The organism is Methylocucumis oryzae (assembly GCF_000963695.1).
Lineage (GTDB): Bacteria > Pseudomonadota > Gammaproteobacteria > Methylococcales > Methylomonadaceae > Methylovulum > Methylovulum oryzae.
In genome coordinates, this window is the sequence record NZ_LAJX01000074.1 from 1 (window position 1) to 15,160 (window position 15,160).

21 protein-coding genes are annotated in these 15,160 nt (G+C 42.9%); 13 read left to right on the forward strand and 8 right to left on the reverse strand.

Going from position 1 to position 15,160, the window contains the following annotated elements; all coding sequences use genetic code 11:
• A partial coding sequence (gene tnpA, locus VZ94_RS33185) for an IS66 family insertion sequence element accessory protein TnpA (RefSeq protein ID WP_439097718.1) occupies positions 1 to 87 on the reverse strand: 87 nt, incomplete at its 3' end.
• A 326-nt stretch (positions 88 to 413) separates the two neighbouring features.
• On the opposite strand from tnpA, the gene VZ94_RS31840 reads away from it, so the two are divergent.
• The 9 genes from VZ94_RS31840 to VZ94_RS08105 are packed head-to-tail and all read left to right on the forward strand — an operon-like array spanning position 414 to position 6,561.
• Positions 414 to 1,301, forward strand: coding sequence for a GlnE family protein (locus VZ94_RS31840; RefSeq protein WP_338040307.1), 888 nt, complete (start codon positions 414 to 416; stop codon positions 1,299 to 1,301).
• Positions 1,288 to 1,899, forward strand: a complete 612-nt coding sequence (locus tag VZ94_RS31845; protein ID WP_338040308.1) for a [protein-PII] uridylyltransferase family protein — start codon at positions 1,288 to 1,290, stop codon at positions 1,897 to 1,899. Before VZ94_RS31840 ends, VZ94_RS31845 begins: the two co-directional genes overlap by 14 nt.
• Positions 1,856 to 2,266, forward strand: coding sequence for a hypothetical protein (locus tag VZ94_RS31850; protein WP_338040309.1), 411 nt, complete (start codon positions 1,856 to 1,858; stop codon positions 2,264 to 2,266). Before VZ94_RS31845 ends, VZ94_RS31850 begins: the two co-directional genes overlap by 44 nt.
• Complete coding sequence (locus VZ94_RS31855; protein ID WP_338040310.1) at positions 2,244 to 3,239, forward strand: [protein-PII] uridylyltransferase family protein; 996 nt, start codon at positions 2,244 to 2,246, stop codon at positions 3,237 to 3,239. The genes VZ94_RS31850 and VZ94_RS31855 overlap by 23 nt, the downstream gene beginning before the upstream one ends.
• A 42-nt stretch (positions 3,240 to 3,281) precedes the next feature.
• On the forward strand, positions 3,282 to 4,205 hold the full coding sequence (locus VZ94_RS08090; protein WP_045778838.1) for a branched-chain amino acid transaminase: 924 nt from the start codon (positions 3,282 to 3,284) through the stop codon (positions 4,203 to 4,205).
• On the forward strand, positions 4,198 to 4,659 hold the full coding sequence (gene waaF, locus VZ94_RS30445; protein WP_275575174.1) for a lipopolysaccharide heptosyltransferase II: 462 nt from the start codon (positions 4,198 to 4,200) through the stop codon (positions 4,657 to 4,659). The genes VZ94_RS08090 and waaF (VZ94_RS30445) overlap by 8 nt, the downstream gene beginning before the upstream one ends.
• The gene (gene waaF / locus VZ94_RS30450) at positions 4,592 to 5,221 is read left to right on the forward strand and encodes a lipopolysaccharide heptosyltransferase II (protein WP_275575175.1); all 630 of its coding nucleotides are present in this window, start codon (positions 4,592 to 4,594) and stop codon (positions 5,219 to 5,221) included. Before waaF (VZ94_RS30445) ends, waaF (VZ94_RS30450) begins: the two co-directional genes overlap by 68 nt.
• Positions 5,218 to 6,213, forward strand: coding sequence for a lipopolysaccharide heptosyltransferase I (gene waaC, locus VZ94_RS08100; protein WP_045778839.1), 996 nt, complete (start codon positions 5,218 to 5,220; stop codon positions 6,211 to 6,213). Before waaF (VZ94_RS30450) ends, waaC begins: the two co-directional genes overlap by 4 nt.
• A gap of 33 nt (positions 6,214 to 6,246) precedes the next feature.
• A complete protein-coding gene (locus tag VZ94_RS08105) occupies positions 6,247 to 6,561 on the forward strand; it encodes a nucleotidyltransferase family protein (protein WP_157844879.1) in 315 nt (104 codons plus the stop codon).
• A 325-nt stretch (positions 6,562 to 6,886) separates the two neighbouring features.
• Here the strand turns inward: VZ94_RS08105 and VZ94_RS08110 are convergent, their stop codons facing one another.
• The 6 genes from VZ94_RS08110 to VZ94_RS08130 form a co-directional block, all read right to left on the reverse strand.
• Positions 6,887 to 7,402, reverse strand: a complete 516-nt coding sequence (locus tag VZ94_RS08110; RefSeq protein WP_204369082.1) for a pentapeptide repeat-containing protein — start codon at positions 7,400 to 7,402, stop codon at positions 6,887 to 6,889.
• The gene (locus VZ94_RS08115) at positions 7,395 to 9,137 is read right to left on the reverse strand and encodes a pentapeptide repeat-containing protein (RefSeq protein WP_157844880.1); all 1,743 of its coding nucleotides are present in this window, start codon (positions 9,135 to 9,137) and stop codon (positions 7,395 to 7,397) included. The genes VZ94_RS08110 and VZ94_RS08115 overlap by 8 nt, the downstream gene beginning before the upstream one ends.
• Before the next feature lie 111 nt (positions 9,138 to 9,248).
• Positions 9,249 to 9,884, reverse strand: a complete 636-nt coding sequence (locus tag VZ94_RS08120) for an HvfX family Cu-binding RiPP maturation protein (RefSeq protein ID WP_045778843.1) — start codon at positions 9,882 to 9,884, stop codon at positions 9,249 to 9,251.
• A 46-nt stretch (positions 9,885 to 9,930) separates the two neighbouring features.
• Entirely contained in the window at positions 9,931 to 11,400 is a 1,470-nt protein-coding gene (locus VZ94_RS08125; RefSeq protein ID WP_045778844.1) for a hypothetical protein, read from the reverse strand.
• Positions 11,378 to 11,518 carry a hypothetical protein gene (locus tag VZ94_RS25850; RefSeq protein ID WP_157844881.1) on the reverse strand — a complete coding sequence of 47 codons (141 nt, stop codon included), beginning with the start codon at positions 11,516 to 11,518 and terminating at the stop codon, positions 11,378 to 11,380. Before VZ94_RS25850 ends, VZ94_RS08125 begins: the two co-directional genes overlap by 23 nt.
• Before the next feature lie 46 nt (positions 11,519 to 11,564).
• Entirely contained in the window at positions 11,565 to 12,284 is a 720-nt protein-coding gene (locus VZ94_RS08130) for a hypothetical protein (RefSeq protein ID WP_045778845.1), read from the reverse strand.
• Between the two features lie 333 nt (positions 12,285 to 12,617).
• Here VZ94_RS08130 and VZ94_RS08135 point away from each other — a divergent pair, with 333 nt between their 5' ends.
• From VZ94_RS08135 to VZ94_RS28480, 4 genes are all read left to right on the forward strand, one after another.
• Entirely contained in the window at positions 12,618 to 13,652 is a 1,035-nt protein-coding gene (locus VZ94_RS08135; RefSeq protein ID WP_052700324.1) for a hypothetical protein, read from the forward strand.
• Positions 13,653 to 13,727: 75 nt separating this feature from the next.
• Positions 13,728 to 14,021 (forward strand): lysozyme, encoded by a 294-nt coding sequence (locus tag VZ94_RS28475; RefSeq protein WP_239649754.1) that lies wholly within the window; start codon positions 13,728 to 13,730, stop codon positions 14,019 to 14,021.
• A 4-nt stretch (positions 14,022 to 14,025) separates the two neighbouring features.
• Complete coding sequence (locus VZ94_RS33190) at positions 14,026 to 14,163, forward strand: hypothetical protein (protein ID WP_439097717.1); 138 nt, start codon at positions 14,026 to 14,028, stop codon at positions 14,161 to 14,163.
• Positions 14,120 to 14,449 (forward strand): SH3 domain-containing protein, encoded by a 330-nt coding sequence (locus VZ94_RS28480; protein WP_239649755.1) that lies wholly within the window; start codon positions 14,120 to 14,122, stop codon positions 14,447 to 14,449. Before VZ94_RS33190 ends, VZ94_RS28480 begins: the two co-directional genes overlap by 44 nt.
• Before the next feature lie 228 nt (positions 14,450 to 14,677).
• Here the strand turns inward: VZ94_RS28480 and VZ94_RS30455 are convergent, their stop codons facing one another.
• Positions 14,678 to 14,806 (reverse strand): hypothetical protein, encoded by a 129-nt coding sequence (locus VZ94_RS30455; protein ID WP_275575176.1) that lies wholly within the window; start codon positions 14,804 to 14,806, stop codon positions 14,678 to 14,680.
• Positions 14,807 to 15,160 lie beyond the last annotated feature (354 nt).

Consider the following 15,160-nt stretch of genomic DNA (forward strand, 5'->3'; position numbering starts at 1 on the left):
GCCGATGCTGTCGCAATACGCCGCTTGCGTCATTCCGCTGCTTTGCCAAGTGTTCAGGTGATGTATCCAATGCGCGGTTAAGGTCATGCATTATCCTCTTCAAAAATTTTGAGAATAACGGTTCTGAATTTATTAGAACAGGTGGTTTGGTTGAGCGCTTACCCTGTAGGCTTGGCGGCAGCATCCCTGCTGCCGACACCTTCACTCTAAACAACCTGTACTGGCTTGGTATTGTCCCGTTTAAGTTGGTAGCCAATGATACTAGTTGTATTGCTTTGTGGTCCGTACTCAGTGGTGTTGATTGTCTATCTGGTTGGGCACACCATAGCCTACGTTGGTTTCATCATAAATTGACTAGCCGATAGTGCTGTTTCAGGCTATCGTTACGCTTTTGCATTGCCTTGTTAGCCGCTATGACCATAGACTCTTTAAATTCCGATGCTTTATTATTCGCTTGGCAGCAACGCTTGGCCGAGCTTAATTTAGTTGTTGATTTTCCTGACACTATCCAGACTAGCTTGCCTCTGGTTTGGCAATACAGTCAATTTGTGGCTGAGTATTGCTTGCGTAAGCCAGAGGTTTTGTTAGACCTGGTTGCGTCGCAGGACTTGCTCAGGCAATACGATGCTTCAACGTATTTAACGCGTTGTTCTAAGCTCACTATTCAATCAGAAGAAGAGTTAATGCACGAACTCAGGTTGTTGCGTAACCGTGAAATGGTCAGAATTGCTTGGCGCGATTTAGCCGGGTGGGCTGAGTTGCCAGAAACATTAATGGACTTATCGTTATTAGCTGAGGCGTGTATTCAAACGGCGTTAGATTATGTCTATCAGCAGGCTACAGCTAAACGCGGTACACCGCTACTTAGCGATGGTAGCGCACAACAGCTCATTGTGTTAGGCATGGGTAAGTTAGGCGCGTATGAGCTGAATTTTTCTTCAGATATTGACTTGATTTTGGCGTATGCCGAAGACGGCGTGTTAACTGACCGTAAAGGCACGAGTTACGGTGAGTTTTTTACTAAAGTAGGTCAAAGTTTGGTGAAAGTGCTCAGCGATACGACTAGCGAAGGCTTTGTGTTCCGCACCGATTTAAGATTAAGACCGTTTGGTGAGAGTGGTGCGTTAGTCATGAGTTTCGATGGCATGGAGCATTATTATCTAACGCAAGCGCGCGAATGGGAACGCTATGCCATGATTAAAGCTAGACAAGTGGCTGGCGACGTCAAAACGGGTGCTCAGTTAATGGCGATGTTACATGCGTTTGTGTATAGGCGGTATTTGGATTATGGCACGTTTTGAAGAATTACGCTTGTTAAAAGCGCAGATTACCCAGGAATTACAACGCAAAGACCGATTAGACAATATTAAATTAGGGCCAGGCGGCATTCGCGAGATTGAATTTATCGGGCAAGCGTTTCAATTAATACGCGGTGGTAAGGAAAAGCGCTTACAGCATAGAAGCATTTTGACAATATTAAGCAACTTAGGTGAGTTGAACTTGCTGAGCGCGACCGATGTTAAGCAATTAACTGAAGCGTATGGCTTTTTGCGTAGAGCGGAAAACCATATTCAGCAATATCAAGATAAACAAACCCATGATTTACCGAATACTGACGCGACTCGGCATGTGTTAGCGTTGTCTATGGGGTATGAAGATTGGCAGGCGTTTAGCTCCACGTTAGAACACATTAGACGTCATGTTCATAGTATTTTCGCCGATGTATTTTCGTTAACCCCTGAATCAAGCAGTGATGAAACGTCGGTTAGATTAGAGGCGATAGGTGAGGGCGAATTAGGCGAAAAATTACAGGCATTAGGTTTTGCTCATGCTGAGGCTAGCCTTGGGCTGTTAAATGCGTTTAAACAATCACCTAAGATTAAACGTTTTAAGCACTAAAGGCGCGATTGTTTTAGATAAATTATTACCCAAATTATTGACCGCGTTAAGCGCTGTTAACGACCCTGATGAAACGCTAGCACGGGTCTTGGGCTTATTAGAAGCGATAGCTGGACGTACGGTTTATTTATCGTTGTTAGTCGAAAGACCTGATGCGTTAACGCAGTTATTACGCTTGACCTCGGCCAGTCCTTGGTTGTGTGATTTACTGGCGCGTAGCCCCATTTTGTTAGATGAATTGCTAGACAGTCGTAGCTTATATGAGCCTTTAACAAAACCGGCCTTGCAAAGTGCGTTAAGCTTGCAATTAAGCGGCGAAACTTACGATGATTTAGAGCGTTTTAATGACGGTGTTGCGCGAGTTTAAACAAGTGCAAGTGTTGCGGGTTGCCGCAGCGGATATTATCGGCGTGATTCCGCTAATGGTGGTGAGCGATTATTTAACCTATATCGCTGAAACCGTAGTGAACGAAGTCGTCGCAAGAAGCTGGCAGCTCTTAGTGAGTAAACATGGTTATCCACCGAATACTGACGATAACGCTATTGGCTTTGCTGTGATTGGCTTTGGTAAGTTAGGCGGCATAGAGCTAGGTTATGCTTCGGACTTGGATTTAGTGTTTTTGTATCGTTGTGATAATGGCTTAGCGTTAACCAATGGCGACAAACCCATACCGTGCGGGCAATTTTATGGGCGCTTAGGCCAAAAAGTACGCCATATCCTCGATACTAACTTATTATCGGGTGTGTTATACGAAGTCGATATGCGCTTACGCCCAAGCGGTGATTCGGGTTTATTAGTCGCGCATGTGGATACCTACGAACACTACCAACGTGAACAAGCCTGGACTTGGGAGCATCAAGCCTTAGTGCGCGGCCGGTTTATTGCCGGTGACCCTGTATTAGCTCAAGCGTTTACGCAGATTCGACATAGAATTTTAAGCTTAACGCGCGATTACGAGACGTTAAAAACCGATGTGCGTACTATGCGCGAAAAAATGCGCGAGGCGTTAGCAACGAAAGAAACCGGTCAATTCGATTTAAAACACAGTAAAGGCGGTATTGCCGATATTGAGTTTATAGTACAATTCGGCGTTTTAGCGTTGTCGGCTCGCTATCCTGAGCTTACTGAGTATACCGATACTATGCGGTTATTAAGCCGGTTAAACCAAGTCGGTTTTTTAACAACAGAGGCAACAAGCGTATTGCAAACTGCTTATTGCCGTTACCGAGATAACGGACATAAGCTCGTGTTACAAGGCGGTAAAACGCTGGTTGATGCGTTAAGCGTAACCGAATTAAGCACGGCAGTCGTGGCATTATGGCAACAGCTAATGGAATGAGTAGTTTTTATTAATAATTTTATATGGCGTGGAGATGACACAATGACAATGGACGATAGAGACGGATTTATATGGCTAGATGGGCAATGGCTTGCATGGCGCGATGCTAAAGTCCATGTGTTAACCCATACGCTGCATTATGGTTTAGGCGTATTTGAAGGTATCCGCGCTTATCATGCCAAAAATGGTACGGCCGTGTTCCGTATGCAAGAACACACCGACCGATTATTCCGTTCGGCGCATATCATGAATATGCCTATGCCGTTTACTAAAGACGAGGTTAATGCGGCTCAATGCGAGGTTTTGCGCAAGAACAGTTTAGATAGTGCTTATATTCGTAGCATGTGTTTTTACGGTTCAGAAGGCATGGGACTTAGAGCCGATAATTTAAAAGTTCACGTCATGGTTGCGGCGTGGCCTTGGGGTGCATATTTAGGCGCGGACAGCATAGAAAAAGGCATACGCATCCGTACTTCGTCTTATACGCGTAACCACCATAACAGCACTATGTGTAAAGCCAAGGCTAACGGCAATTACATTAATTCTATTTTGGCGTTACAAGAAGCTTTAGCGACGGGCTACGATGAAGCGTTGATGCTCGATCACGAAGGCTTTGCCGCTGAAGGCAGTGCGGAAAATTTATTTATTGTTCGTAATGGCAAGATTTACACACCGGAAACCACATCGGCGTTAGAAGGCATTACCCGCGATAGCGTTATCACGTTGGCGCGTGAACAAGGTTTTGATGTGATTGAAAAACGCATTACCCGCGATGAGATTTATGTTGCTGATGAAGCATTTTTTACCGGTTCTGCGGCAGAAGTGACGCCTATACGTGAATTAGATAATCGCAAAATTGGCAGCGGTAGCCGTGGCGAAGTGACGCATAAGTTACAAACATTGTATTTTGATGCGGTTAATGGCCGCTTAGATAGTCATAGCGATTGGTTGACGTATCTTGGCTAAACGCATACTCATCGTCGGCCCGTCTTGGGTAGGCGATATGGTTATGGCGCAAAGCTTGTTTAAGCTAATTAAACAAGCAACGCCTGACGCCATGATAGATGTGTTAGCACCGGCGTGGACGTTACCGTTGTTAAATTACATGCCAGAAATCCAGAGCGGTATTGCTATGCCGGTTACGCATGGTCAGTTGGGTTTAATTCAGCGTTATCGTCTAGGCCGTCAGTTGCAACAAAAACACTATACGCAATCTATAGTGTTGCCGAATTCGTGGAAATCGGCGTTGATTCCCTGGTTTGCTAATATTCCGTTACGCACCGGCTTTGTTGGCGAATGGCGTTATGGCTTGCTTAACGATTATCGACGCTTAGATAAAAACGTTGTTACCTATGACGGTACAACGTTTTGCCGCGTTAAGCTCAACCGGCCCCATCACAAACACGCCAGATTTTCCTAAGCCGCATTTAGTCGTAAGCACTGAAGTGAAGCAAACCGTCGCGGCAAAATTTGCTGTCGATACTCAAACAAAATTACTTGCGTTATGTCCGGGGGCTGAATATGGCCCTGCTAAACAATGGCCTAGCAAGTATTTTGCTCAAGTTGCTCAAGTAAAACACGCACAAGGTTGGCAGGTGGGTTTATTTGGTTCAGCTAAAGATAAGCCTATTGCCGAGGCGATTAACCAAGCATCTGGCGCGGTGTGCCACGATTTTACCGGGCGCACCGATTTAGCTGAGGCCGTTGCGCTGTTAGCGTTAGCGGATAGCGTAGTCAGCAACGATTCCGGCTTAATGCATGTTGCCGCCGCGTTGGATAAACCGCTGCTTGCACTGTTTGGCTCATCCAGTCCTAAATTCACGCCGCCGTTATCAGATAAAGCACAGGTTATTTCATTGCACTTAAGCTGCGCACCGTGTTTTAAGCGCGTTTGTCCGTTGTATGCTAAAGACGATAGTCGTTATTTAGAGTGCTTAACCGGCATTAAACCTGAGCAAATCCTAACTCTATTACCCTCATGAAAATAGCCATTGTTAGATTATCGGCCTTAGGCGATTTAGTGCATAGCATGATTGGCTTGCAGTTTATTAAGGCTAAGTATCCAGATTGCCAAATCGATTGGTTAGTCGAAAGCCGATACGCTGAACTGTTAGCTGACCATCCTGATATTCATCAGGTATTAACCCTAGACATAAAAGCATTAAAACACGACTGGCGCGGGTTTAATCAACAATTACAAAAGCTTAAGACATATCGTCAACATCACTACGATTTAGTGATTGACGCACAAGGCTTATTGAAATCAGCGATTTGCGCGCGTTTACTGGGTGCGCCAGTGGCGGGTTTTAACGCTGATTCAATACGTGAGCGTGCAGCGGCTTGGCTTTATCAGCGTAAAATCGCTTATCCTTATGATGCCAACACCATAGACCGTAATGCCAAGGTAGTATCTGAACCTTTAGGTTTTTCGATTACGCCGGAGCAAATTCACAATAAACAAGCCTTTTTGTTTTATCACACGCCAGAGATAGAGCTAGAACCTTGGCTAAGCGCAACACAAAAAAATGTGTTATTCGTCATTGGCTCAACCTGGCCTAGCCGCAATTATCCTGCCGAACACTTTATTAGTGTTGCTAACCAGCTTAAACAAAATAGCTTAGTGTTATGGGGTAACGCTGACGAAAAAGCCAGTGCTGAGGCTATGGCTAAGCAATCGCCAGCTATTCGCGTATTACCCAAGCTTAGTTTAAACGCGTTAAAAGCGTTAATAGCTTCAGTGGATTTAGTCATAGGCAATGACACCGGCCCAACCCACATGGCCTGGGCTATGAATATTCCATCTATCACCTTATTCGGTCCCACGCCTGTCAGCCGCGTGTATCAAACCGCTATTAATAAAGTATTAAAATCGCCGTCCGAAGTGAATCCATTTAAACTCAATAAACAGGATTTTTCGATTAATCAGATTAAGGCTGAGGATGTGGTGAAGGTTGCGCAGGGGTTGCTTGGATAGTTGATGTAATAGGATTTTATCGGCTTTTCTATTTTGACTTATCCGACAATGAACTCAAGACAACGATTGGTGTGTGTAGAAGATTTGCAGACGGTGCTGAAACAACAAAAACTGTTAGAGCAGTTCGCCTTTTCTCGCTTAGGGGTTTTTGGTTCATTTGCGCGCAATGAATCCGGCCATGATATTGATTTGTTTATTGAAGATGATGTGTCGTTAGAAACCGCTTTGCGGTTTAAGCAATGTTTAGAACAAGTCGTGGATAATCCATTGGATGTGATGCTAAAAAAATGGGCTAACCCGATTGTATTGCATAGGGCTATGAAGGATATGCGTTATGTTGAAGGATAAACACAACGTAACTTCTCATTAGTCACAGGTAAGCTTATTTTTCAATGACTTATAATTGTGAAATTTCAAGAAAAATCGTATTTTTAATCTCCCGTGAACAATAAATCAATAACTTACGACGCATTGGTGTTAAAAATAACGTTCATTATCAGTTTTAAAAGATTTTTAGCCATGTAAGTCTTTGATTTATAAGCTACCTGCAACTAATGAGAAGTTACAACACAACGACTTGTTGTATTTACTTTCGGTTATTGAGTCCATGTCCGTTAAACAACGATTAATGGAAGGGATTGCATAACTTACCTTGCATTATGGTTGGTCGTTGTTAGAGTTTTTGATGAATTTTAGTCTCTTCTTTTGCGATAGCTTTGATTTTAGTTTTTGAGTCTTCCGGTAATGCGGCTAAGCCCTTACACTCTTCAGGCTTTTGTAAAGCTTGCTCTAGGCTAGTGGCTAGTCCTTGCCAAACTCCAATTCGTTCTGGCCAGAAGTTGTTATTAAAAACTCTAGAAGTAATTTTATCGGCAACCGCATGTTGTTCGGTGCGATCTTGACAGGCTAGATTAACCCAAAAAGTAAAAATAGATTTTTTTTGATCTTGTTTTGTTGAGCTCCAATTTGCACAAGTTGCTTCTACTTCTTCTGTCTCTGTGTATATCATACTTTGGGTTATCAACTTAATATTTTTATTTATTATGCAAGGCTTATCTAAAATATATTTGTCAGTTGTTTTTAATTGTAATTCTGTCATTATTGCTCCGGAGAAATCTGTAGAAGCCAAAGTTACTTTCTCAAGCTTTGCCTTAGTTAGATCTGATCCATAAAACTTTGCATTAGTCAAAATTTGCGCCATGAAACTCTGTATTAGTTAAGTCTGCACCATGAAAACTCGCCCCATGCAGTTCTGTATTCTTAAATATCGCTTTATATAAATACGCGCCGTTAAATTCTGTTCCTGATAAATCACCGCCGTTAAGGTTTGTTGCAAGAATAAATGCTCCATGAAGTTCTGCGAAAGTCAGATTTGTATTGTCAAGCTCTGCTCTAGATAAATCTGCATTATGAAGACTTGTTCTCGACAAATTAGCATTGTGCAGCTTTGCAGAATCTAAAACTGCATTATTAATCACTGCCATCGTCATTTGAACTCTATTCAAACGCGCTTCGTGAAAATTTGCGTACCTCATTGATGCTCTTTGCATATTTGCCCCAGGAATAGTGCTATTCGAGAAGTCGGAGTAGTCAAAATTTCTGCTCTGCAAATCTATGGGATTAATTTTATTGAGTATTTTTTCACTTACTATTTGTTCTGATTGTAAAGCTGCCGCTAACTCTGGTTTTAAGTTGGCATCGGCAGTCAATACTTTTTCGCGTAATATTAAGTTGCGTGGAAGAGGAGCGTCAACTTCATAACATTTTGGGTCTGAACCTTGTTCTGCTAGTGGTTTTTTTGATTTGCCATGTTGTTCCTTAGCTATTGGACATGTGACTTCAAAAACTCTAGCTGGGTCATGGTTTTTAACAATTTCTTCCAGTTTCTTATCAGTGACAATTTTCTCATGTAACCATGTAGTAGGTTTAAACAGCCAACGAGACTGTGAATTATAAGTTACGCTTTCAAGCAACCAATACTTAGGTTGATTATTAATAGGCTCAATTTTAAGACCAAGTTCTGTTGCTTTGTTTTCAAATAAAAACACCTTTGCTAACCACCATTGTTCTTGCGATGAGTCTGGCGGTACTGATACTAGCCAGCTCAAAAAGCACAGCATGATTAACCATAAACCAAAAAAGACTCGACTTACCCCTTGTAAAATTTTACACAATGGATTTCTGCGTATGGCAACGTATTGCAGAACTAGTGTTGTTAGCACGCTGACAATGCGTATTAAATAATGCCATGACCAAGCTACTGGGCTAAGCTCAATCCTTCCTCTTAGATAAAGGCATTTGAGATAAAACCATTCTTTGCGGTGCGCATATCGTTGATTAGTTTTGAGTAACCACCAAGCGAGATTCTTATCATCTCGGTGTAAGGTTTTTGGCCACACATAAGCCAATACCATAACGTCCAGGGTTAAAAAAATCTCCTGACATAGAACAATGCCCTCATCGTGATACGGTAAGAACCGAACTTGCATGAGCCAAAACATTAGCGGTGTAATAACTATTAGCGATACAATGCTGATTAAAGTCATTAGCAATTGCATTAGGCCTTTATGCTGGCCTAACAACCAATGTAAAAATGGTAAATCGCCTAAACGGTGGCGCAAATCTTTTTGTACCGAAATGCGTTCTCGTTTTAATGTTTTTTCAAACTGGAACGCATACTGCGAAAATAAATAATGCTGTATCAAGATGTATAGGTGTATGAAAAACAAAAATGGTGGCATAAACCCGTAAAAGCCTAGCAAGGGTATATCTACATCTAACAGCGGAAGCTTAACCGGCGTATTGCGTAAAATTTGTTCATGGTCGGTTGCAACAACGATCAGCCACACATACAACAGTAACGATAGAAATGTAATTGTAAAATTGCGCAATTCTGCCGCTTCGCTACGCAAATTGTCCATCATTTCGGCTGCCGATGCCCCGGCCGTATTATTTATAGTCGTCATAATATAAGTAAATGTAGTTTTTTTAGTCGTCACATTCCAGCATAGACTGCCAGAATGACGCTGTTGCTATTAGTCTTTAAAAAACCTCTGCTTCAACCAATAATCCACGCTTACCCAGCGACCGCTGCCGATGAAAAACAACACTAGCAGCATAATGAAATAGGTCGCGGCAAATTCTATCCCGTTGTTTAACACAACAAAACTACCGTTTTCGGTTAACCAGGCGTAATCGCCGTTGTTTTGTAAAATTTCTTTTGCGCGGTCTAGTCGTTCGATAGCACCTAGCGTGCGTTCAGTAGTAAAGATGCCGCTGCCGGTGGCAATGGCTAGCCAGCCGTTATGCCAGTGTACCGAATAGGCAGCGACAGCCATAATGGCCATTAAGGGTATAGTGAACAAGCGTGTCGCAAAGCCGACAAGTAAAAATATCGCACCAAAGGTTTCTAAAACCCCGACTAAGAACACCATTAAATAAGGCATAGGGAAACCTAAGCTACTACCAAACCATTCTGCCGTATCGGTAAAATTAGCTAGTTTTTGTGAGCCAGCCATCCATAGCACAGGCGCTAAATACAGACGTAATAATAACGGCGCTAAAAAATCGGCGATTTGCGCTTTATCGCAGCAGGTTCTGACACAACGAATGCATGTAGGTGAGTGTTGTTGTAAAAAACCTTTGATGACAGACCAATAGTCTTGATTCATATTTCCTCCTCATTAATAGTTAATGACCGTGACACGGTTTATGGTTTTAGTTATTGCATGATGGGGTAGTGTTTCCCGTTTGAGTGATTGAAAGTGTTTGTGCGCCACCTTCCGGTACGGTGAATAGCAGGCTATGATCGCTGGCATTTACCGCTTGGTTGGTTGCTAACACACCGCTGACTGAACCGGAAACCGAATAACAGCCCGGTGCTAAATCAGCGACTAAATGCCGAGCTTGCGCTAGTGTTGATGTCGGTGTGTTGTAACTGAGTTGTGAGTAAATTGCTGCATTTTGCTGATGAGCGATAAAGCAAAACCTTGATGCACATGCGCCCAGCGCTTTTGCTGAGCTAATCAACGCGGCATTGTTTAATGCCGTACTGGCAGAATTGGCTTGGGTGGGCTGTAGCAGCGTAATAATTCGGTGTTGTAATGCCGTTGCAAACGATTTCTGCACTTGCGAGCCTATCATCAAGGTTTGGATTTGCCAATTATCCACAGAGTTAGCCCAAGGTTCGGGCGCGATGGTCCAGGCATCGGTTGTTTGCGGGGTTAATACGCGGATTAAGGTTTGATGGGTGCCTTGCTCGCTAGGTACGCTGACCCTATCGTTAGCGAGTTGTGTTGATAACACCGTCGGATTCTGCGTCCTAAAACGTAAACCAACCGGTCTGGTGCGGGCTAAATCAACCCGGTCAACTAAAAACACCAATTCAGTTTTGCCATCATAAACAAAACTGCGGGTATATTTTTTGACTGGTTGGCGGCATGTGCCTGAACATTCCGCCCAAATATTTTCCGGTACGTTATAACTATGGTCAGCATTTAACCGGGTATACAGCAGTTTTTGCTTATCATCAGCTCTACCTAATTCTAAATACGCTGATTGTTGGTTGAAATAAACAATGGGACCGCCATTGTCATAGGCTTCATTGTTATTAGGCACGGCTTCGTTAGGGATAGATAAGGAATTCCATAACGTAAAAGGGTAAATAGCTGCTTCATTACCGCCATAATTTAACGGTTCGGTGAGTAAATAATCGCCATTACGCCATAACCAAAATGAACCGGCGCTATTATGCATGTGGTCAGCGGTATAAGAGCCTATGCCATAAAATCCGCCCCATGTGACTTTTTCCGAATCGGCATAAGGCGGTTTAGCAAACCAGTCAGACCGAAATAATCCCATACCCATGTGTTGCTTAGGTCCTATTCCGGCAACGACATAGCGTTTAGCTTGGGTCTTAAAATCTAAACGTTGTGCTTTTTTAGGCCAAGAAGCCATAAACCATAACATCGTATCGCCTTCTGAAACGCCGTAAGAAGGTTTGCGCAGTTGGTCTAAAAACGCACGCCCCATTGCCGCTTGTTTTTTATAACCATAGTGATCGGCCAAAAACACACACATAGACAAATAACTCCAAATGTATTTGCCACCCCCTTCCGCTAAAACCAAAGAATTTTGTTGATCGCCTAGCCAGTGATAATGCGTATTAGCGGGGTCGACTGAATGCATAAAAAAAGTGTAACGAATTGGCCCACCACGGTTTTAATTCAGCAAATTCGCTGTTGATAATGCCTAATTCATCGAGAACATAGAATAGGTTTTGCGCCATGTGTACATCGCTCATCATGCCATAATCCCAACCTGGTAACGGAATGCCAGTTTCTAGCGAGCTGCTAAAAAAATTCGCTAACCGGGAAATCAGGCAGCGATAGCGTATTTAAGCCATATTTCCAGCCCGTCCAACCGCGCTTGAGTAGTTTTAAACCGTTGCTTTTATCTTCACCTAAAATGGCTAACCCGCCGAGAAAATGGCCTGAGGTTGCGGCAATATTTCGGTCAGTATCATGCGCAATCCAACTGCCTGCTTCATCGGCAGCCGCTGTGTCGTTAGACCAGGCAATCAGTTTTTTGCGCAAATTAGCTTTAACCGCACCGGTGAAACATGGATGGTGATAAAGCCAGTCATAGGCTAATGCATAATATAAGTCTGTTCGCTGGTTATTAGCTGATTGGCCGCTGAAATAAGGCAGATAAACATCACAGGCTTTTTGTCCCGACGCCTTATTACCCGTAATCAACCAATGCAATGCCAGTGCAGCCGCAGGCCAACCATTGTCGCAGCGCCAATCCTCACAGGCTGTATGGTAAGACAGCAGCTTATCAATATCGTGTTTAAAGGCTTTCACCGCTTCGGTTTGAGGCGTCGCATAATACAACTGGCGTAAGCCGTTAAGCCGATTTTTAAGGTAAATTCTAGGGTGTTGCTTAGGGTTATCGGGCAGGTATTTGGCAGGCAAGCTGTAATAGGTTTGTGTTTTTGCTAACACAGCCGGGCTGACTAAGGCAGTGCATAACGCCCAAGCTAAAATAATAAAGAGTTTAAACACAGGCATAGTGCTCACCTCATGTCAGTGGGTGGTGAGAGTCGGGGGTAAACCAAAGCGTTTAATAACCCGAGTGTTATTCGCGATTATGAAGACGTAAACAATCGCAGGTTATGACGATAATGTCAAAAGTTGGTGTTGGTTTGAATGTGGTGTACAGAGCGCCGCTAAAAATAGCCGTTTATTTTAACTTAGTCGGCTAATTATTAATACTAGCAAATAGTTCACTAACAGTATTTCTGTATTATATTATCGTTAAAAAATTGTTTAACACGTTAACAAACATATAAATTTCCAGTCGTTAACTTCTTTACATAGCGAACATTTCTTTTGGAGGTTGTTATGAGCACTAATGTATCTGCCGTTATGGATGTCGCTATCGGTGTGGTTTTTGTTTATTTGTTAATGGGCTTAATGTGTTCGGCATTGACTGAAGCACTAGAAACCTGGTGTTTGCGTTTTCGGGGTAAAAAGCTTTATCAAGGTTTATACGAGCTATTTGGAGGCGATCAAAGTGGCAAAACGGTTCAATTTCTGGCGGATTTTTATCAACACCCATTAATTTTTGGTTTGTATTCAGATAGCTTAACACCACTCAACAAAAAGGGCGGTCAATCCGCTCAAAAACCTGAGTGGCGTAAGTTGCCGAAAAACCTACCTTCATATTTAGCGCCTAAAACCTTTGCTTTAGCATTGGTAGGGCAACTTCTCGATGACCAGCCTATGAGCGCTACTTCCCTAATAGATAGCCTTAATAAATCTAAGACCTTGCCTGAACCTGCCAAAAAATCCTTACACTTATTAATCACTGCTGCGGGCAATGATATGGATAAAGTGCTTGCCAATATTGAAGATTGGTATTCGGCAATGGGCGAGCGTATCAGCGGATGGTATAAAAAACATGCACAAAAAATTGCGTTTATGGTGGCAGTAGTTTTAACGACAGTGGGTAATGTTGATACGCTGGCTGTCACCAAAGCGTTGATGGTTAACGATAAAATTCGTGGTGAAATCGCAGGGGTAGCGGAACACTATGTCAAGGCCTATCCTGTAGATGAGTGTAAAAGTACGTTGTCTGAACAGTGTCAATATCAACAACAAATGGCCCAATTAGCTGAACTAAACCAGTTAGGTCTTCCGATAGGTTGGCAGAACTGTCATGACTTAAGAGTTTATCCGCGTAGTGGAATGGGTTGGGCTGAAAAAATTCTTGGCTTGTTAATGACCGCATTAGCAACATCGCTAGGCGCCCCATTTTGGTTTGATATTCTGAATAAATTCATGAATTTTAGAGCCTCTATCAAACCACAAGCTAAAGAGACGGGCATTACTTCGGTAGTTAATAACAACAAACCAACAGCCAATGGCGTTGGTTAATTAGGGCTTGCAGAAAATCGCTCCCGGCGTTTTCTGCATTCACCATATCCATGTAGCTTACAGAGAGGTATCACAATGGCAAGGCAAATTAATGAAGAGGGCTTGGAGTTAGTTAAACAGTTTGAAGGATTGCGTTTAAATGCTTATCGCTGTCCTGCAGGTGTCTGGACAATTGGTTATGGACATACCAAGGGCGTTAAGTCAGGCGTAACCATTTCTGAAGATGAAGCGAATCAATTATTAGCCGAAGACTTGGCAGAATCGGGTGCACAAGTTGAAAAATGCGTCAAAGTAACGCTTAACGATTGTCAATATGCCGCATTAGCTAGTTTCGTCTTTAATGCAGGCATAGGCAGTTTTAACCAGTAGCACCTTGTTAAAACGGTTAAATACCGGGGATTACGATTGCGTACCCAGTGAATTGGCTAAATGGGTGAAAGCCACCGATCCTAAAACCGGTAAAAAAAGTGTCATTGCCTGGCTTAGTGCGGCGACGCGCAGCAGAAGGTGAGCTATGGTTAAAAACCGATAGCGATGACCCGTTCTTGACCAGCACCGATATGCCGCAAAGGGTAGAAGCTGATGATGTTAGAGCGTTATTTATCGTAACGGCACGGGACGGATTAAGATTGCGTGCTGGGGCAGGCAGCCAATTTGAGATTTTAAAAGTACTGCCTAAAGATACCGAGGTGTCTGTTATCCGGGAAAAAGATACCTGGGCAGCGGTAGATTTAGAAGGTGATGGTGCTATCGACGGTTGGGTGGCAATGGATTTTTTACGGCCTAAGCCTGTTTAAGGGTCATGATGGTCAATAAAGTTTTGATGTTGCTCAGGGATTATGGTACATGATATTCCAGCCGTCTCGTATCAAAGCAATAGCATAACCGACCAACGTCGAACAAATACAAAAGCCACGGTAACGGTTATCAACTATCAGTCGAACAATTTTTGCGGTAGGTAAAACTTGTAATGGTTGGCGTGGCTGCAATCCATTAATTCATAACTATTTTGTAAGTCAATATCGCTACAGCTTTAAAGTAATAAAGCCAATAATGGTTTTGTCATCCATCACAGCAACATAGGCTTGAGCAATGCTAGATTGTTGAAATAGCTTAGCTTGTTTTTGCAAGAAGGTTTTTAGTGGTAAAAACAACGAGTTTCGGGTCTTAAAGTTCTGAACACTATCGGATGCTTCAAGTTTAAGGATGTAGTAATCGGAATCAGGTATTGCGTTTCAGTAGCTGCTAAAGCTAACAGGTTTGGTTGCGCTTCGTGGATTTGTTGAACGAACCGTAAAGCATCTTTGCCGCTTAACTCAACACGACCAAGTGTACTTGATTTGATTGCCATAACACATACGCGCTAAGGAATGAGCATAAATTAATTTCGACAATAATGCGATTGCTGAGATAAATTTAGCCCAAAATAAGTCTTTCCAAGCCCGAAAATGATTGAACCCTATTCAAAAGAAATTGAAGAACAAATGCAAGAATTTGTATGGCCGCCT